Raw genomic sequence first — 17,492 nt, 5'->3', positions numbered from 1 at the left:
GAAGGGTTCGATGGCTGAGTCCCGCTCCCGTCCAAGCGCCGGGGGTGAACCGGCGCTTGCCGTACCCGCTGGGGCCGATCCGGAAGGCGGCACCGCTTCACTGGCCTTCCAAGTCCTCGGTCCCTTACGGGTGTGGCGTGACGGCGTCGAGGTCGATACCGGACCGCCGCAGCAGACGTACCTGCTGGCCCTCTTGCTGATGCGCGCGGATCGACCCGTCAGCGCTTCTGAGCTCATCGACCTCGTCTGGGACGACGGCATGCCTACTTCGGCATTGAACATCGTGCAGAAGTACGTCGGGACGTTGCGACGGCTGCTCGAACCGAACCTGTCCACTCGGAACCCCGGCTCCTATCTTCGCCGCCGCGGCGGCGGCTATCAGTTCGATGTCAGCCACGTGGCGCTCGACCTGGCCGAGTTCCGCCAGCTCCTCGGCCTCGCCCGCGCCGCCGTGGACGCCGGCCGGCTCGAGGATGGAGTCGATGCGTACGACCAGGCTTTGTCGCGGTGGCGTGGGCCCGCGGGCGACGGGCTGGCCCTCAGTGCGACCGCTGGCCGGCTGTTCGCCTCGGTCAACCAGGAGCTGCTCGACGCCTGCGTCGAGGCGGCTCGTGTTGCGGTGCCCGGTGGTCATGCCAGACGCATCTTGCAGCCCGTGCGGCTGGCCGCTTGGATCGCACCCTTCGACGAAACGATCCAAGCGACGCTCATGACCACTCTGGTGGCGTCGGGGCAACGCTCGGAGGCACTGTCCGTGTTCGACACAGTACGGCTCCGACTGGCCGACGAGCTCGGCATCGATCCCGGTCCCGCGCTCCGCGAGGCGCACCGACAAGTTCTTCGACAGGTCGAGCCGGTGTCTGTACCACGCTCCGCCGGCTCACTCTCGGCAGCCCCGTCCGGGTTCAAGTCCGCTACGCGGGAACATCCCGGCAGCCGGTCTGATCGTCTCGTGGGCCGGCACGAGGAACTTGCGGTCCTCCGTCAAGCCGTCGACTCGGCCACCTTCACCCGTGCGCAGGTCGTACTCGTCGAAGGTCCCCCAGGAGTGGGCAAGACCCGTCTGCTTGCCGAAATCACCGGCGAGGCCGCCGCGAACGGTGCGCTCACCTTCTGGGGCCGATGCCAGGACGGTGAAGGGGCGCCGTCGATGTGGCCCTGGGTCCGGATTGTCGAGGCCTTGATTTCGGTGCTGCCGGAGGACGAGCAGGCACGCTGGATGGCCGGACTCCGCGACCTGCTGGAGCACCCTGCACGCGGGCTCGACGTCCCGGCTCGGCCGGATGCCAGAGCGCAATTCCGTTTGTACCGCCAGATCGTCGCATTGTGCAGCGCGGCCGCGGCTCGGCAGCCCTTGATCGTTGTCGTGGATGACCTCCACTGGGCGGATCAGGCCTCGCTCCAGCTGTTCGCACACCTGGCCGAGTCGCTACCGGTCAGGAGCGTGCTGATGGGCACCTTGCGTGACCATGCTCCGATACCCAGCCAACACGTGAGGCGCATGTCGGCGACGGTCGCGCGGCTGGAGCACCATCGACGCATCGTTCTCGGTCCCCTCGAACCAGCCGATGTCGCCGAGCTGGTCCGCCAGGAGACCGGACGGGCGCCCAGCCCGGCCGTCGCTCGAAGCATCCAGGCCCGCACCGAAGGCAACCCGTTGTTCGTACGCGAGCTCGCGAGATTCCTCGCCGAAGAGAACCACCTGTCCGACCAGGTGGCCGCCCAGGCCGCCATCCCATCGACGGTGCGGGACATTGTCCGGGACCGGATGAGCGCGCTCGAGGCCAGCGACCGTCGCCTCGTCGAAATCGCGGCCCTGATGGGCCGCGACATCGACGTCCGCCTGTTGGCGAGCGCGTCCAGCCTCGACGTGCCGCAGTGCCTCGCTCGCCTGGAGGCGCTTGAAGCCATCGGTCTGCTCGAAACGACCTCCGGCTCTCTGGGCGAGTGGCGGTTCGTACATGATCTCGTCCGCGAGTCCGTGGCCCGCTCGACGATGCGATCAGATGCGGGCCACTTCCATCTGCAGATCGCGGCTGCGCTCGCGCAGGTCCAGGAACCGGCTGAACGCCATGGGGAGGCACTCGCCCACCACCTGTGCGCGGCGGGGCCGCTCGCCGAGCCGAAACAGACTGCGCAAGCACTCATTGTGGCGGGACGCATCGCGGCAACACGATCCGCCTATGAATCCGCGGAGAAGAACCTCAATACCGCGAGCCGCATCGCGCGCAGTGCCGGACTCCTCGACCTCGAGCTGACCGCGCTGACCGAGTTGACGGCTATTGCGGGCATCCACGCCGGCTTCGTCGGAGCCACCATGGATCATCTGAGCCGGGCCGAGGAGGTGGCGCGGTCGCTCGGCCACGACCGGGAGGCCACCGGCTTCCTCTTCACGCAGTTCCTGGCTTACGCCCAGGGCATCCAGCTCGAGGCGGCCGGGCGCCTCGCGCGCCGGCTGCTCGATCATGGTCGGCGCTCCTCGGACCCCGCGGTCAAGGCTTCCGGCCACCATGCGTGGGGGGTCCACCAGTGGAGCACGGGCAACATCGAGGAGGCCTATCGGAGCCTGAGCCGGTCCGACGTGCTCATCCGGGCCCAGCGAGACGCCGAGCCGCTGCGACACCGGCTGCAGATGATGACGCCGGTCATGCTTGCACTGAATACCGCGCTACACGGCGACCTGATCGCCGCGCGTGAAATGTTTGACAAGGTGGAGTTCGACGCCGGCGAGGACCCCTATGCCCTCAGTATCTGGGGCTCATTTGCTGTCACCGCGGCAGCCGCTGCGGGAGACTCCGCCTGGGCGCTACGGGCGGCCGAGAAAGCCATCGACGCTGATCCGGACTTCTCCTTCACCTTCTCAGGAAGCTACCCGCGGCTGGCAAGGCATTGGGCGGCGGCCGTGTCCGGCGGTGATCCAGTCACGGCGACCATAGAGATGGAGCGCATCATTGAAACCACACTGGTCGACCCACCTCGATCAAACCTAGCCACCTGGTACGCACTTCTGGCCGAGATTCGGCTGTGCGGCGACGACCCCATCGCCGCCATGACCGCATTGGACAAGGCCGAGGCGTTCATCGACAGTTACGGCGAACGGTATGCCGAGGGACTGGTTCTCCTCATCCGCGCGAAGGCATTCCAAGCCGGTGGCGACGTCCGGTCCGCCCTACAAGCGGCCCATCGAGCGCTCACCGTTTCGCAGGAGCGTGGGGCCCTTCTGTTCGCAGCGCGCGCCAGCGGCCTGCTCGCCGAACTCCCCGGCCGCGGCGACGAGCACATACCGGACCCGCATGCCGATCACGGCTAGTAGTTGGCTCGGGAGGCTTCAGGCAGCGCCTCGATGGCCTGGTATGCCGCGACCGCGTCCTCGTGCAAGGCGAGAGAAATCGCACTGCCCGGCGTTACCGGTGCAGCGGCAGGTGATGTCGGGTCCAGCCTCGATACGACGCCGGCCGACGCCGTCTGGGGGATGGCCAGAATGCTCGCGAGGACAACCAGATGGGCTGCCATGGCCAGTCGAGGCCGTACTACCTTCCGCACCTCTCCACGGTGTCGCATCCTCAGGCGACGATCGACGCGATCCTGGCCGCCGCCGCGCACTCGGCGGCTGACTTCCGCGTCCAGCGCGCGATCAAATGTCCGGCGATTCCTGGTCGATTTCGGCCAGGAACCGCTCGGAGCGGCGCGCGAAGAGGTAGGCCCCGCGTTCGTCCGATCGGGCGCGGGCTGCTTCGGCGGCGGCTCGCACGACGTCGACGGGTTCGCCGCGGGCGTGCAGCAGGCGCGCGCGCAGCAACAGCAGGAGCCCTTCGGCGAAACGTTGGCCGTAGGTCGTGAGGGCCCGGTCGGCTCGGTCGAGGGCGGTTGCGGCCGCGTCGGGCATGTCGGCGGCCAGCCACATCTCGGCGATCAGTCCGTAGTGGTATGCGATGCCCCATCGCGGCGGGTCCAGGAGGGTCGCGGCCAGGAGTTGTTCGGCCTCTGCCGCCTTGCCGGCCGGGTCGTCGCCGGTGAGTGCACAGGCCCAGTGCCAGTCCAGCCAGATGTAGTGCTCCTGCGCGACGCCGGAGCGGTCGGCGCCGGCCGCGATCCACCGCTCGGCCGCCCACATCACCCGTCGCGCGTCACCGGCCATCGAGGCCGCCATGGTGTGGTAATAGGCCCAGACCGACATCGCAAACAGGTCTTCGTCGGCGAGGTACGCCTTGTCGATCGCGGACCGTGCCGTCTCGACATCGCCGTGCAGCGCGGTGATCACGGCCAGCCAACCGATCCGTTCATTCGGCACCTTCCACGGTCCGAGGTCGCCGGCACCATGGTGCGGGCTGGTGTGGCCTTGCGCGCTGAAGAAGCGGTACGCCTCGCCGATGTTGCCGATGTCCCACTGGTACAGGCCCCAGGCATGCCGACCGTACGCCTGGATGATCGGGTCGGCGGACGCCTGTCCTTGCTCGTACAGTCGGCGAGCCCACCTCCCACGGTCGTTCTCGATCGAGGTGTAGGCCCCGACCAGCCGAACGAACAGAAAGCGGACGGCCTCCGTCTCGTGGCCGAGCGTGCGGGCCAGGTACTCGGCCCGCTCCAGCAGGTCGAACGTCGAACCGCCGTATCCCGCGTGCCTGCTGGCGACAAGGGTGAGCAGTGACAGCACCGACAGCTCCAGGTCCCGCAGGCCGGCCGTGCGCGCGATCTGGGCGGCCGATTCCAGGTGCCGACCGGCGGCCGCGAACGCGAGCTTGGTCGCCGCACGGCGGCCAGCACGGGCCAGTGCCTGCGCGGTGCGAGCCGGGCCGGCGAGCGGGCCGGCGGCCCACAGGTGGTAGGCGAGGCGTTCGGCGACAGACTCGTCGTCCACATGGGTGCGTTCGAGGGCGTCGGCAACGCGCAGATGCAGCCGGACGGTCTGCTGCCGTGTCGTGGTCTCGGTGACCGACTCGCGGACCAGGTCGTGCGCGAACCGTAGCGAGTGCGGGCTTTCCGGCTTGGTTTCCAGCAGACCGAGCGCCTGCAGCGGTTCGAGGCGTTCGAGGCAGTCCGCGACGTCGACGCCGGCTGCGCCGGCGAGCAGGGCGAGGTCCACGTCGCGGCCGATGAGCGCGGCGACCTGCAGCAGGTCGCGAGCGCTGTCGTCGAGACCGGCCATCCGGTCGCGGACGACGTCTCGTACGGTGGCCGGTACCCCGGCCGGCACTGCTTCCTCGCCGTCGCGCAGCGAGCCGCCGTCGCTCAGGAGCCGGGACAGCTCCCGGACGAAGAACGGATTGCCAGCCGTACGGGTGTGGATGCCGCGGGCGACATCAGCGCCCGGGTCCTGGCCGGTTTCGCGGCGGATGAGCTCGGTCACCTCGGTCAAGCCGAGCGGGCCGAGCCGGATCCTGCGGTGATCCGGCAGCCGACTGGCCGCGGCCAGGACCCGCGACAAGTCAGAGCCGGGTACGGGTGCGCGATCACGGAGCGCGCCGATGATCACCGTGCCGGCGGGTAGCCGGGCCGCGAGGTGGCCGAACAGCTGGAGCGAGGCGGTGTCGGCCCATTGGAGATCATCGAGGATCAGCAGCGTGGGCCGTTGCGCCGAGGCCTGCCCGACTACGGTGACGACCTGTTCGAGCAGGCGGAACTGGGCGCCGCTGTCAGGAACCGTTGGCGCGGCCGCGGTGTCGTTTCGCGGTTCGAGGAGGCCGCCGAGATCACTGGCGAGCCATTTCTCCCGCAACGGCGCCGGCAGGCTGTCGAGGATCGGACGGAGCGCCTGCTCCCACGGCCACATCGACGGTGTTCCATCACCTTCCAAGCAGGAACCCCAGACCACGAACGGGCCGAGCTGGCTCGCTTCGGCGGCGGTTTCCTGCAGCAGACGGGTCTTGCCCACGCCCGGTTCGCCTTCGACGATGGCGAGCGCCGAGCGGCCGGTGAGTGCCATCTCGACGGCTTGCCGCAGGATGGCGAGCTCCTCGGCCCGGCCGACCAGCCCGGCCGCCGCTCGCGCCGACGCGCCGTCACCCCGGACGTCCGCACCCGTCACGACCGGCGACGTCGGAGGCTGCGCCAGTACCTGCAGATATGCGGCCTGCAGCGCCGGGCCGGGCTCGACACCGAGCTCGTCGGCAAGGCAGGCGCTGACCGTGCGGAACGCCGACAGTGCCTCCGCACGGCGCCCCGCGGCCCCGAGGATGGCAATGAGGCTGGCCTGCACCGGTTCATGGAACGGCGCCATCGATGCGGCCAGCCGCAACGCCGGCAGCACAGGCGCCGGCCGGCGCAGCGACATCGCCAGTTCGGCCGCTGCAGCGCACGCGGCGTGGAACTCGTCGTCGAGGGCCGCGAAGATCGGCAACGCGGTCGGCCCATGCGTGAATCCGTCGCCCGCACGGCCCTGCCACAGGCCGAGCGCTTCGATGTAGCGATCAAGCGCCATTTCGTGACGATGCTCTGCGAGGGCCTCTTTCGCGGTCTCGACGAGCTCCCGGAAGGCGACCAGGTCCAGCATGCCGGAAGGCGCCGTGAACAGGTAGGTGTTGCCGCGGCGGTGCAGGTACGAGCCGGTTCTACGGGAGGGGATCGCGGGTTCGAGCAGCCGCCGCAACGCGCCGACGTACTTGTGGATGACATTGAGCGCGCTGCTGGTGACGCCGTCGCCCCAGATCAGATCGATCAACTCGCTCGCGCTGATCGGCCTGCCCACCCGAGCCAGCAGCAAGGCCAGCAGATACGCCTGCTGCCGGGGACCGGTATCCAGCTCGACACCGTCCCGCCACACCCGTAACGGGCCGAGGACCTGCAGGCGCAAACCAACGCCACCGACCGGCCGCCCCTCGTCGTCAGGCTGGACCGGATGAACTGGCAAGGCCACGCCGACCCCCAGGAACATGACAGATCGTCGGCTGACCAGCCGTCGAACGCGGAGTTGCAGCGCGCACAAAGCCTACCGGTCCAAACCCTGCCCAGCCCATCAAACATCGATCCGAACAGGCACGCACCCCAGCCCTGGCTTCATTCGACTCACGCAGTGGCAGCGGCCACAAGAGGATGTCCCTCGACATCACGTCTGCAGGCTGGTCCGGAACCCTTGACGGTTTGTGAACGGGCGGGCAAGGCGGACGGTTCAGCGTCAGCCACGCCGCTTCGACCGCCGGCGAACAGCGCGGGACGGTGGCGCAACCGTGCGGATGCCCGCCACCGTGTTCAGTCGACGTCAAGTGTTCATTCAGTACCCGTCACTAGCCTTGGTCTCGTCGCGCATCGACCCAAGGAGGCCCTGTGATGCCTACCCGCGTCAATCGGCAGACAGTCGACCTGGCACCATATCCCGACCTCGTGGTTGTCTACCTTGGCATGCGCGTCAATCGGCTCTACGGCCTGCGCACCTTGGCGGGCTACGGCCCGCAGATCGGCCGATCCGCGAACGGCGAGCCTGAAGGCCTGCTAGCGCACGAGTCGCTGCTGTGGTCGCTGTTCCCCATGCACGTCGGCATCCGCCAGTACTGGCGCGACCTGCCTTCGCTCTTGTCATGGGCACGCTCTGAACCGCACCGACGCTGGTGGCGAGATTTCCTGCGCGACAGCGGCGGTACCGGCTTCTGGCACGAAACGTACTTGATCCGCGGCGGAATGGAGGCGGTGTATGACGACATCCCGAGACACCGTGGGTTCGCCTCCTTCGCCCCCGTGCATCCGGCGCGCGGCCACATGTTCGGCTCGGCCGCGCGAGTCGGACGTCCCGAGGACACCATCGCACCGGTCGTCAGCGAGGAAGAGCTCTACACGCCGGACGCCCAACCGAAACCCGCTGATGGAACGGCTTGATCCACGTGCCGGCGCGGGCCGCCGGCAAGCCCGGCAAAGCTGTGGTCGTGTGAGCCGGTGCGTGCGGCACGATGTCGCCATGCTCAAGCGAGCGTGACCTGCCGCCGCGCCCCGGACGGATCGATGCCGGCCGCCGTCCGGAACAGCTCCGGACCGCGCTCTCGGAGACGACCGATGCTCATGCCTGACAGGAGCGAGACGATCGGCTTTCTATCCGGCGCGAGACCTGGCCCGCGAGGTGTCGGTGGCATGAGGAACCCAGCCCTGTCTGAGGGTGCATTACGCCCTGCGAAGGCATGGGCGAGCCTTGCCGCACCGAGCGGTAGAATTCGACCGGTCCACGTACGTCCGTACGAAGTCGGCGTCTGCGTCGGCGAAGATCGCGTCGTGTCCGTCTCGGGATCGAGAAGTGTAGCGGTGCCAGTCCTTGCAGCCCGGTCCGGCGGTGAAGATCAGCCAGCGCGCAGATCCTCGCCGTATCTGCAGATCCTAGGCCCGTTACGGATCTGGCGCGACGGTGTCGAACTGGATGCCGGGCCACGGCAACAGGCATACCTCCTGGCTCTGCTGCTGGCCCGCACCGGCAGGCCGACCAGCACGAGCGAGCTGATCGACCTGATCTGGGGCGATGACGTCCCCTCCAGCGCTTTGAACGTTCTTCACAAGTACATCGGCGCGTTGCGACGGCTGCTCGAGCCTCTGCTGCCCGTCCGCGAAACCGGCTCGTTCGTCCACCGTCGCGGCAATTCCTACCTTTTCGCCGCCGGCCCCGCCATGCTGGACCTCGTCGCCTTCCGAGAACTTGTCGATGCCGCTAGGGCCGCGCTGACTCAGCACGATCACGAGGCGGCCCTCGATCACTACGTCGGAGCGCTCGGGCTCTGGCATGGCCCGGCGGGCGACGGCATCGCCGACGGGACAATCGCCACGACGGTCTTCGCCGCGCTCGACAACGAGTTCTACGACGCGTGCACGGCGGCGGCGGAGCTTGCCGTGTCGATGGGCCGACCGGAGCGGGTGCTTGCGGCTTTGCAACTGGCCGCATCGATGGCACCGTTCAACGAACCCGTGCTGGCCGGTCTCGTCGGCGTTCTCGGCGCTACTGGACGCCAGGCGGAGGCGCTGTCGGTGTTTCGTCAGGTCCGTGACCGGCTCGCCGACGAGCTTGGCATTGACCCGGGTCCGGCGCTGGAGGACGCGCAGCGGCGGATTCTCACGCAGCCCCCGGCGTCGCCGCTTGTGCGGGAGGCGGACGAGGAGGTCGGGCGGACCACGGCGGCCGCCTTGATCGGCCGGACCGAGGAGCTCGCCACGCTGCGGCGCATTGTGGAGCGCGCACTCGCCGGCGACACCGCGATCGGCGTCGTCGAAGGCGAACCGGGCGCAGGCAAGACCCGCCTGCTGGAGGAGGCCGCCGCCGTGGCGGGCCGGCTGGGTGCACTCGCCGTCTGGGGCTCCTGCCTGGAGGGCGATGGGACACCGGCGATGTGGCCATGGGAGCAGGCACTGAGCAAGGTCGTCGGCAGTTTGCCCGCTCCGGCGAGCAAACAGTGGCTCACCGGCGAGCTGGGAAGCCTCCTTGCGGCGCGGGACGACGCCACCCGGGAGTTTCCCGACGGCAATGCCCAGTTCCGGCTGTTCGAGCAGGTCGTCGCCCTGGTCGGACAAGCCTCGGCGCGGCGGCCGACACTCCTGATACTTGATGATCTCCAATGGGCCGACGCCGCCTCCCTGCAGTTGTTGCATCACCTGGCGGGGCGGCTACCCCATGGCACCGCGATCATCGGCGCGCTACGTGACCGGGCACCCGCACTCAGCTCGGACCTCTCCCGGGTGCTGGCCGCTGCCAGCCGGCGGCCCGGTCACCGGAGGTTCCGGCTCGGCCCGCTCGGCCTGGCCGACGTGGCGGAACTCATCCGCCACGAGGCCGGCCAGGATCCCGGCGACGCCGTCGCCCGCGCCATCCACGCCCGTACCTCCGGCAATCCGTTCTTCGTCCGCGAACTGTCCCGGCTCCTCAGCGAGGTCGGCGCGATCGGCGACGGCGACACGTCCGCATCGGCCGGGGTCCCATCCACCGTCCATGACGTCGTCCGCGACCGGATGGCCGGGCTCGACGACAGCGCCCGCGACCTGCTGCATGTGGCCGCGCTCATCGGCCGCGACGTCGATCTCAGGCTGCTGTCCCGCGCCACCGGTGTAGACGTCGCGGACTGCCTCCATCGCCTGGAACCGCTGCATACTCTCGGGCTACTCGAGCCCGGGCCGCAGGACCCGTCCTCGCTCCGCTTCGCGCACGACCTGGTTCGCGAGTCAGTTTCCGAGACCGCGACGAAACAGCAGGTCACCCAGCTGCATCTGCGCGTCGCGGACGCGCTCGAACAGATCCATGCCGACGATGAGGACGTCGCCGAACGCCTCGCATACCACCTGTGGGCCGCCGGCCCCCTCGCCGAGCCCGTTCGCGCCGCGGAGGCGCTGATCCGCGCCGGGCGCCGCGCGGCAGCCAAACTCGCGTTCGAGTCCGCCAATCGACAGCTGCGCTCCGCCATCCAGGTCACCCGGGCTTCAGGACTCATGGAGCTGGAGTTCTCCGCCCTCACGCTGCTCGCCATCGTCGTGAGACGACAGTCGGGGTACGACGCCTCGACATTCGATCTGCTGGAGCGGGCCGAATACCTGGCCCGCACCCTCGGCCGGGAGGCGGAGGCCGCCGACTTCCTCTTCATCCGTCTGATGGGTGCCTACACCTCCATCGAGGAGGGCCGCGGGCAGTTGGCCCGCCGAATGCACGAGCTCGGTCAGGTGTCCGCCGATCCGGCCGTCCGACGCTACGGCCGGCAGGCCTGGGGCCTGCATCAGTGGGACATCGGCAACATCGGCGAGGCGTACCGGTCCTTCACCGAGGAGGATGTCGCCGCTGCCGGCGGCACCGTCGCCCCGGACGAAGAGACACCGCTCCGGCGGGATGGCAGCATTCCCGGGGAAGGGCCCGGCTGGCGGGCAGTCATGACCGCGCTACACGGTGATGTCGACGCGGCGCTGGCTTTCGTCGACACTTGGGACACCCCGGGGGACCCGTACGCGGCCTCAGTCTGGGTCTACTACACGACCATGATCGCTTCCATGGCCGGGGACGCCGAAGCGGCACGGCGAGCCGGCGAGCGGTGGGCCGCCGCCGGCCTCGCCCGTCTCCGCGCCCAGATCGACCACTACATCCGGCAGGGCTGGTGCTGGGCACGCGCCCTCACCGGCGAGGATCCGGCTGGCGCCGCGGCCGAGGCTGAGGAACTCCTGGTCGCCAACCTGCTCCATCCGCCGCAATGGGGCATCGCCTACCACTACGCACTGATCGCCGAGATGTGGCTGGCAGCCGGATTGCCCGATCGGGCCGACGCCGCTGTTGACCGAGCCGACCAGGCAATGTGGGACTACGGCCAGCGTTACGCCGAAGGGCTGCTCCTGCTGCTGAAGGCGCGCCTGCTGCAGGCCCGCGGTGCACCCCTCACCGCTGTCCGGGCCGCCGCCGAACGGGCCTACACGCAATCCACCGCATGTGAGGCGCACCTGTTCGCGCGACGCGCCGAACGATTCCTCTCAGGAGCTGGAGGCAATGCATGACCGCAGGCCCTGAGGAACAGAGCCGGCTGACGGCCCTGGCCCGTGGGCTCTCGGCGCCGAAGGGCTTCGTCGACGCCAGCCTGGCCGCCCCTGCCCCCGGAACGATTCGCCTGCTGGGTGGCATCCCCGCGCCTACGGCTTTGCCGGTCGAGGCGATCGGCCAGGCATCGACGCAGCTGTGGCAGGACCCCGACGCCGCGGTCGCGTGCCTGCAGTATTCGCCGGCGCGCGGATCCGCCGCGCTGTGCGACTGGATCGCGAAACGGGAGGGCGTCGACCCGAGCCGGATCGTGGTGACGAACGGTGGCATGCACGGCCTCGCACTAGCGGTGCTGACCGTCGTCGAGCGCGGTGCCACCGTCGCGGTGGACGATCCGGTGTTCCCGGGTTTCCTGTGGGCCCTGGAGGTATCGACGACGCGGATCTTGCCGGTACCGGTCATGGCCGACGGCTTCGATGTCGAACACCTCGCCCGGCGGCTCGCCACCGGCGCCCGGATCGCCGCAGCCTACACCGTGCCCGACTTCCACAACCCCGCCCAGGTCAGCCTCTCGGCGCCGAAGCGGCAGGCACTGATCGAGCTCGCCGAGCGGCACGGCTTCTACGTGATCGTCGACAATCCGTACCGCGAACTGCGCTTCGCCGGCCAGGACCAAGGTGTCGCGGTCTTCAACCAGTCGGATCGGGCGATCCACGTCAACACCTTCACCAAGACCCTCGGCCCCGGCTGGCGCGTGGGCTGGCTGGTGCTGCCCGACCACCTCGTGGACCCGGTGATCCGGCTGCGCAACCGCCTCGACGTACACACATCCTCGGTGACCCAGGCGATAGTCGAACGGCTGCTCACCGACGACGCCCAATGGTTCGACCGGATCGTGAACAGCGCCACCGCGTTGTACCGAGAACGCGCTGGTGTGCTGATCGACGCCCTGCGGGAACACCTCCCGGGCGCCCTGCAAATCGTGGCCCCCGAAGGCGGGCTGTTCCTCTGGCCGCGGCTCACCAACGACGCTGTGGACCCCGCAGCGCTGTTCCAACGGGCGGCCGCCCACGGCGTGATCTACCAGCCGGGCGAGTTCTTCGCGGCGGACCCCGGTCGGCGGTCTTCGGCCCGGCACCTGCGGTTCGCCTACAGCGACCGCACTCCGGAAGAACTGCGGGAGGCCGTACGCCGGCTGGCCCTGGCCTTCTGAGGACGCATGCGAGCAACGACAGTCCCCTATGGTGGATTCCCGGGAGGCGGCTCATGACCAACGTTCGGCTCCCCCTCCGCGCACTCGCCCCGTTCGCCGCGGGTTCGATCGGCATGGGCATCTGGGTCACCGTGCCGGGCATCTTCCTGTTGTACTTCCTGACCGACGTCCTGGCCGTGCCGCCGCACGCGGCCGGACTCGCGCTGCTGCTGCCGAATGTCGCCGATATCGTGGTGCACCCGTGGGTGGGCCGGCTCTCCGATGCCAACCTGGCCGGCGGCGGCCACCGCCGGCAACTGATGTTGGCGGGCTGCGTCGTGGTGCTCGCCTTCGTGGCCATGTTCGCCGTGCCGTCGGACCTGCACGGGACAACCGCCGCGATATGGGTCGCGGTGGCGCTGGTCGCCGGCAACCTGCTCTACTCGTGCTACCAGGTTTCCTACCTGGCCACACCGGCCGACCTGGGCATCGACTACCACGAGCGGACCCGCCTCATGGGCTACCGCAATGTCGTGATCACCGTGAGCGTCCTGCTCGCCGGCGTAGCCGCGCCGCTGGTCGCCGGCGACGATCCGGGCGTCGGCGATTACACGAGGATGGCCCTGCTGCTCGGCGTGGCCATGCTTGCGGCGATGCTGGCCGGCATCACCGGCGTCGCCCGCCTCAACCGGGCTGCGCCGGGCACCCCGGCCGAGCCGGGGCACCGGGGCGGGCTGCTGGTGGCGCTACGCGACCGGCAGTTCCGTGCGCTGACTGCGTCATATCTGACCGTCGCGATCACGATGAACCTGGTACTGGCCGCCATGCCGTACTTCGCTGAGTACGAGCTGGGCCGCTCCGCGCTCACGACCGTGCTCATCGCGGCTTTCATGGCGCCGGCGGTCCTCGCTACGCCCCTGTGGGTACTGGTGGCCCGGCGTTTCGGCAAGCAGCGCAGCCTGCTCGCCGCTCAGGCCGCGTTCGTGGCCGGCTCGCTGGTGCTGGCCCTGGGCGCCGCGGCCGGCCTGCCCCTGCTGATCGCAGCCGTGGCGATGCTGGGCGTCGCGTTCGCCGCGATGCAACTGATGCCGCTGTCGATGGTGCCCGACGTCATCGCCGCCGCCGGGCCGGCCGGTACCGCCAGTGCGGGCAGTTACACCGGCGTGTGGACCGCCGCCGAGGCCACCGGCGGCGCATTGGGGCCGTACGTGTACTCGGCCTGCCTGGCTGCGGGCGGGTTCGTGGCCAGTACCGCGGGCGAGCACACCACGCAGTCTTCCGGCGCGCTGGCGGCCGTTCGCTACGGCTTCACCTTGGTGCCGGCCGTGCTCATGACGATCGCCATCGCGCTGCAACGTCGGTACACCTTGGACAAGCGCGCCCACGCTGCAGCGCCGCGTGCCGTCGCCCCGGAAAACGCAGTGGGGTGACGCCGCCCGCTTCCCTCGCCGGAACTGCCGTGCGGATCCGCCGGCTGGCCGTGGGCGGGACGCATGCCAAGATTGGTCCGAATTCGGTGTTCGCCGCGCTCAACGCACGCTTTCGGCGAGTGCCGAGGTCTCGAATGGTTCCTTCCAACGCCTGCCGGCGACGGGGCAGCGCACGTAGTACGTCGTCGTACGCTGCCCTGTCGAGCACCCGGGCGTTGGCAGCCTCGGTGAGCGGCATGACGGCTGGGTCGGTCCAGCCGTCGAGCGCGGCGAACAGGTCGCCGAGGCACGTGCCGATGCGGCGGCCGACAGCGTCAGTTAGGGCATGGGCTCCACTTGGACGGCGATGGTTACCGGGTCGGAGATCATGCCCTTCCTCGTCGACGTGATCACGGCGGTGTACCAACCCGCGACGGTGAAATCGACGTGGCTGAGGTCGACCGCGAGGGCGGCGTCACCCGGGTTGGTACTGGCACCGATGTCGTTGAGGAATGCGGCGTCGTCGGCCGGACCGTGGCCGACCTGGTAGGTGATCGTGTGCCTGATTACCGCGACTGTTGGAGCCTTCGGCGGTGTCGGGCCGGTCGTCGTGCCACCGACGGCGAACGTCGTGACCGCCGCGGCGTGATCGCTGGCCCAGGCGTTGCCGGCGACGTTTGTGGCCGAGGGCCAGCCGACCGTCAACGTGTGTGCCTCCTCGACGTGCAGGGCACCGCGGGTGTAGTGAACGTAGTCGATGCGGTCCTGCGGCTCGGGCTGCCCGTTGCCGTTGGTCGGGGTGACCGGTGACCAGGTGTTTCCGGAGTCGGCGGCGGGATCCGTGTTGGCCACCCGGAACGAGTCGGCCAGCCCGGCACGGGTGAACACGTCGGGGACGGGCCAGTCGACAGCGCCTGCGTCGCAGTGCGAACCTGATGTGGCATTGGTCCAGTCGGCACCCGAGGGCGAGGCCAGGTCGCCGAGCAGTACCACCGGCACGCTGCGCTTCAGGTCGTCCTTCATCGCTTGTGCCACCGCCTGCGCCTGCGCGTATCGGGTGGTTGACTTCTCATGCGAGATCAGGGTCGCCGGATCCGTCATCCCGTTGAAGCAAGCGTTGTACGGGCCGTAGTCGGACTCGTTGAGGTGGGCGACCCACACGTGGATCGGGTTGCCGTCAACGCCGATCGTCACCGCGGCTGCCGGCGTCGAGCTGGTCGGGTACACCCGCTTTGCGGTCGTGAACGGGTAGGCCGAGACGATGCCAAGGTCACCGACCCCGTGGACCTGCCAGCCCAGCGAAGCCCCGACGGACTGTGCCATGGCGTAGCCGCCGTCCTGGAACCCTACGACGCCGATGCCCTGCGCGGCGATCACGGCCAGGTTCTTCCCGACCGCATCGGTGACATGCTGGCCATTGCCCCAGGCATTCCACGACGCGGTCTGGACTCGCGGGGCCGCGTGCAGCGCCTTGACCGGCACCTCGACGAGGATGCGCGAAGTTGTGGTCCCGTTGGTCGCCGACACCATGATCTCGCCGGCATTCTGCGGCACCGTGTCCGGGGCGGTCCCGCTGACGGTGCCGTCCGCGCTCACATTGAGCCACGCGTCACCCGAGACCTTGCTGAACCGCGTCGGCGCCGCGCCGTTCCACAGCCCGGCCAGCGGCTGACTGATCGCCGCCGTGACCGGCACGCTCGGCAGGTGGAAGGTGTCCGTGACGAAACCCGCGGGCAGACTCGGCCACGAGCCCGGCTGCACCGACAGCTTGGTCCACTGCGCATACAACGTGACGGTGCCGCCCTGCTCGGCGGTCAGGTTGCCGGCCGTGGCCATGTCCTCGTAAACGACCGGTCCCGTCGCGGTGGTGCTCCACCCGGCGAAGCGGAAGCCTTCGCGGGCGAAGCCGTTCGGCGCAAGTGCGCCAGCTTGGTCGTAGGAGAACGAACTGTCGGCCGTTGTGCCCCCGCCGGCGCCGTTGCCGTTGTAGCGGACTGTGTAGGTGTTCGGCGCGAACTGCGGGGTGAGCATCACGTCCGCTGCCGGCATGGTGAAGGTGTTGTCGGCATTCACCGTCAGGCCGGTCGGAGCCTCGACCTGCCAGCCCGCGAGGTGATATCCAGTGGCCGGCGTCGCGGTGAGTGTCACGCTACGGCCCGGGGTGACCGAGTCTGCTGAAGCGGTCGCGGTGCCGTGCGCACCGGTTCCGAACGAGACCAGGTGCTGGCCCGTGCCGCGCCAGCGTGCGTAGAGTGTGACGGTCGCCCCGTCAGTCACGGCGAGGTTCGACACGCTCTCCCCGTCGCGGTAGACCACCGGCCCGGCCGGGCTTGTCGCCCAGCCGGCGAAGTCAGCGCCGGTTCGGGTGTAGCTGTTCGCCGTGAGGGGCGTGGACTGGTCGTAACTGATCTTCTGGTCCGGGGTCGATCCACCGTCCGCACCGTTGCCGACGTAGCGCACGGTATACACGTTCGGGTGGAAACTAGCCAGCACTGATACGTCCGCGGCGGGCATCGCGAACGTATTGTCCGAGCTGATCGTCAGATCCGACGGGCTCTGAACCTGCCAACCGGCGAAGTGGTAGCCCACCGTCGCGTTCTCGGTGAGCGACACCTTCGTGCCCGGGCCGGTCGCCGCGAAGTTGGCCGATGCCGAGCCGTGGCCGCCGCTGGTGACCGTGATCGAGTGATAGTTGGCCGGGTTCGTGGCGGCGAAGTGGTTGGCGATCTGCGTGGAACTGATCGGCCGGTCGTAGAGATTGAAGTCGTCGACCAAGCCGCTGGCCCATGCTCCGGGGTAGTCGCCGGTGAGCGTCACACCGCGGCCGTCGGTTCCGATCCGGAACGGCAGGCCGCCGTCGAGCGGATTCGTTGTGGTGTAGTTGAGGGTGCTCCCGACCTGGACGCCATTGATATAGACCTTCAGGGTCTTGGCGGTGCTGTCGACGACGGCGCCGACGTAGACCCACTTCCCCTTGATGTTACCGAGGCTGGTGAGCCGGGCCGAGTTGCCGCCGATGAGCGCGCTGAGCTGGGTGGTGCCGTTGAGGTTGTACAGCAGCAGACCACCGTAAGGGCCTGAACCCGACCGCCAGTCTTCGTTGCCGAAGATGGCGCCGTCCTGGCTGGCTTCGGTCTCGTACAGCCAGAACTCGACGGACACGCCGGTGCTGCCGGGCTTGACGTTCGACGGCAGCGTGACGATCTGCGTGCCGCGGATGAACTGCATCGCCTTGCCGCTGATCCCACTGGCATAGCTGGGCGTTCCCGTCCAGGTCGCGTTGTTGCCGTGACCCGAGGAATCGACGACCGTGCTACCCGAGTCGTTGTCGAAGTCGTACGAGGCAACTGGCTGGACGTCTCCGGAAACCGTCGGCACCGCTGCGTCGGCCGGCGTCGCGGCCACGGTGAGCAGTGCGAACAGCACGGTACCGGCCGCGGTGACGGCGGATGCCTTCCTTCCCTGCTTGATATGCATTGTCGTC

The 17,492-nt window shown here is 69.1% G+C and carries 7 protein-coding genes; 5 read left to right on the top strand and 2 right to left on the bottom strand.

From position 1 onward, the window contains the following. The first annotated feature begins 10 nt into the window (after positions 1-10). Complete coding sequence (locus ACQPY0_RS18400) at positions 11-3,310, top strand: ATP-binding protein (protein ID WP_432990388.1); 3,300 nt, start codon at positions 11-13, stop codon at positions 3,308-3,310. Positions 3,311-3,634: 324 nt separating this feature from the next. On the opposite strand, the gene ACQPY0_RS18395 is transcribed toward ACQPY0_RS18400, so the two are convergent. Continuing rightward, the gene (locus ACQPY0_RS18395) at positions 3,635-6,871 is read right to left on the bottom strand and encodes a BTAD domain-containing putative transcriptional regulator (RefSeq protein WP_432990386.1); all 3,237 of its coding nucleotides are present in this window, start codon (positions 6,869-6,871) and stop codon (positions 3,635-3,637) included. 392 nt (positions 6,872-7,263) lie between these two features. On the opposite strand from ACQPY0_RS18395, the gene ACQPY0_RS18390 reads away from it, so the two are divergent. The 4 genes from ACQPY0_RS18390 to ACQPY0_RS18375 all read left to right on the top strand — a co-directional run bounded on the left by ACQPY0_RS18390 (position 7,264) and on the right by ACQPY0_RS18375 (position 14,029). Continuing rightward, positions 7,264-7,806 carry a monooxygenase family protein gene (locus ACQPY0_RS18390; RefSeq protein WP_432990384.1) on the top strand — a complete coding sequence of 181 codons (543 nt, stop codon included), beginning with the start codon at positions 7,264-7,266 and terminating at the stop codon, positions 7,804-7,806. Between the two features lie 387 nt (positions 7,807-8,193). Next, the gene (locus ACQPY0_RS18385; RefSeq protein WP_432990382.1) at positions 8,194-11,427 is read left to right on the top strand and encodes an ATP-binding protein; all 3,234 of its coding nucleotides are present in this window, start codon (positions 8,194-8,196) and stop codon (positions 11,425-11,427) included. After that, positions 11,424-12,620 carry a PLP-dependent aminotransferase family protein gene (locus tag ACQPY0_RS18380; RefSeq protein ID WP_432990380.1) on the top strand — a complete coding sequence of 399 codons (1,197 nt, stop codon included), beginning with the start codon at positions 11,424-11,426 and terminating at the stop codon, positions 12,618-12,620. Before ACQPY0_RS18385 ends, ACQPY0_RS18380 begins: the two co-directional genes overlap by 4 nt. 53 nt (positions 12,621-12,673) lie before the next feature. Continuing rightward, positions 12,674-14,029: an MFS transporter gene (locus ACQPY0_RS18375; RefSeq protein ID WP_432990378.1), complete on the top strand. Its 1,356-nt coding sequence runs from the start codon at positions 12,674-12,676 to the stop codon at positions 14,027-14,029. 318 nt (positions 14,030-14,347) lie between these two features. On the opposite strand, the gene ACQPY0_RS18370 is transcribed toward ACQPY0_RS18375, so the two are convergent. Then, positions 14,348-17,485: an InlB B-repeat-containing protein gene (locus tag ACQPY0_RS18370; protein ID WP_432990376.1), complete on the bottom strand. Its 3,138-nt coding sequence runs from the start codon at positions 17,483-17,485 to the stop codon at positions 14,348-14,350. Positions 17,486-17,492: the final 7 nt, after the last annotated feature.

This window comes from Dactylosporangium sp. CA-233914, assembly GCF_050942935.1.
In the GTDB taxonomy this organism is placed as follows: domain Bacteria; phylum Actinomycetota; class Actinomycetes; order Mycobacteriales; family Micromonosporaceae; genus Dactylosporangium.
The sequence above is the reverse complement of the archived record's forward strand: the minus strand, read 5'-3'. Positions and strand labels throughout refer to the sequence as shown.

Excerpts from the sequence above, each read along its gene's own strand:
- ACQPY0_RS18370 (WP_432990376.1), bottom strand. The coding sequence starts at position 17,485 with ATGCATATCAAGCAGGGAAGGAAGGCATCCGCCGTCACCGCGGCCGGT.
- ACQPY0_RS18400 (WP_432990388.1), top strand. The coding sequence starts at position 11 with ATGGCTGAGTCCCGCTCCCGTCCAAGCGCCGGGGGTGAACCGGCGCTT.
- ACQPY0_RS18375 (WP_432990378.1), top strand. The coding sequence starts at position 12,674 with ATGACCAACGTTCGGCTCCCCCTCCGCGCACTCGCCCCGTTCGCCGCG.
- ACQPY0_RS18395 (WP_432990386.1), bottom strand. The coding sequence starts at position 6,871 with ATGTTCCTGGGGGTCGGCGTGGCCTTGCCAGTTCATCCGGTCCAGCCT.
- ACQPY0_RS18390 (WP_432990384.1), top strand. The coding sequence starts at position 7,264 with ATGCCTACCCGCGTCAATCGGCAGACAGTCGACCTGGCACCATATCCC.
- ACQPY0_RS18380 (WP_432990380.1), top strand. The coding sequence starts at position 11,424 with ATGACCGCAGGCCCTGAGGAACAGAGCCGGCTGACGGCCCTGGCCCGT.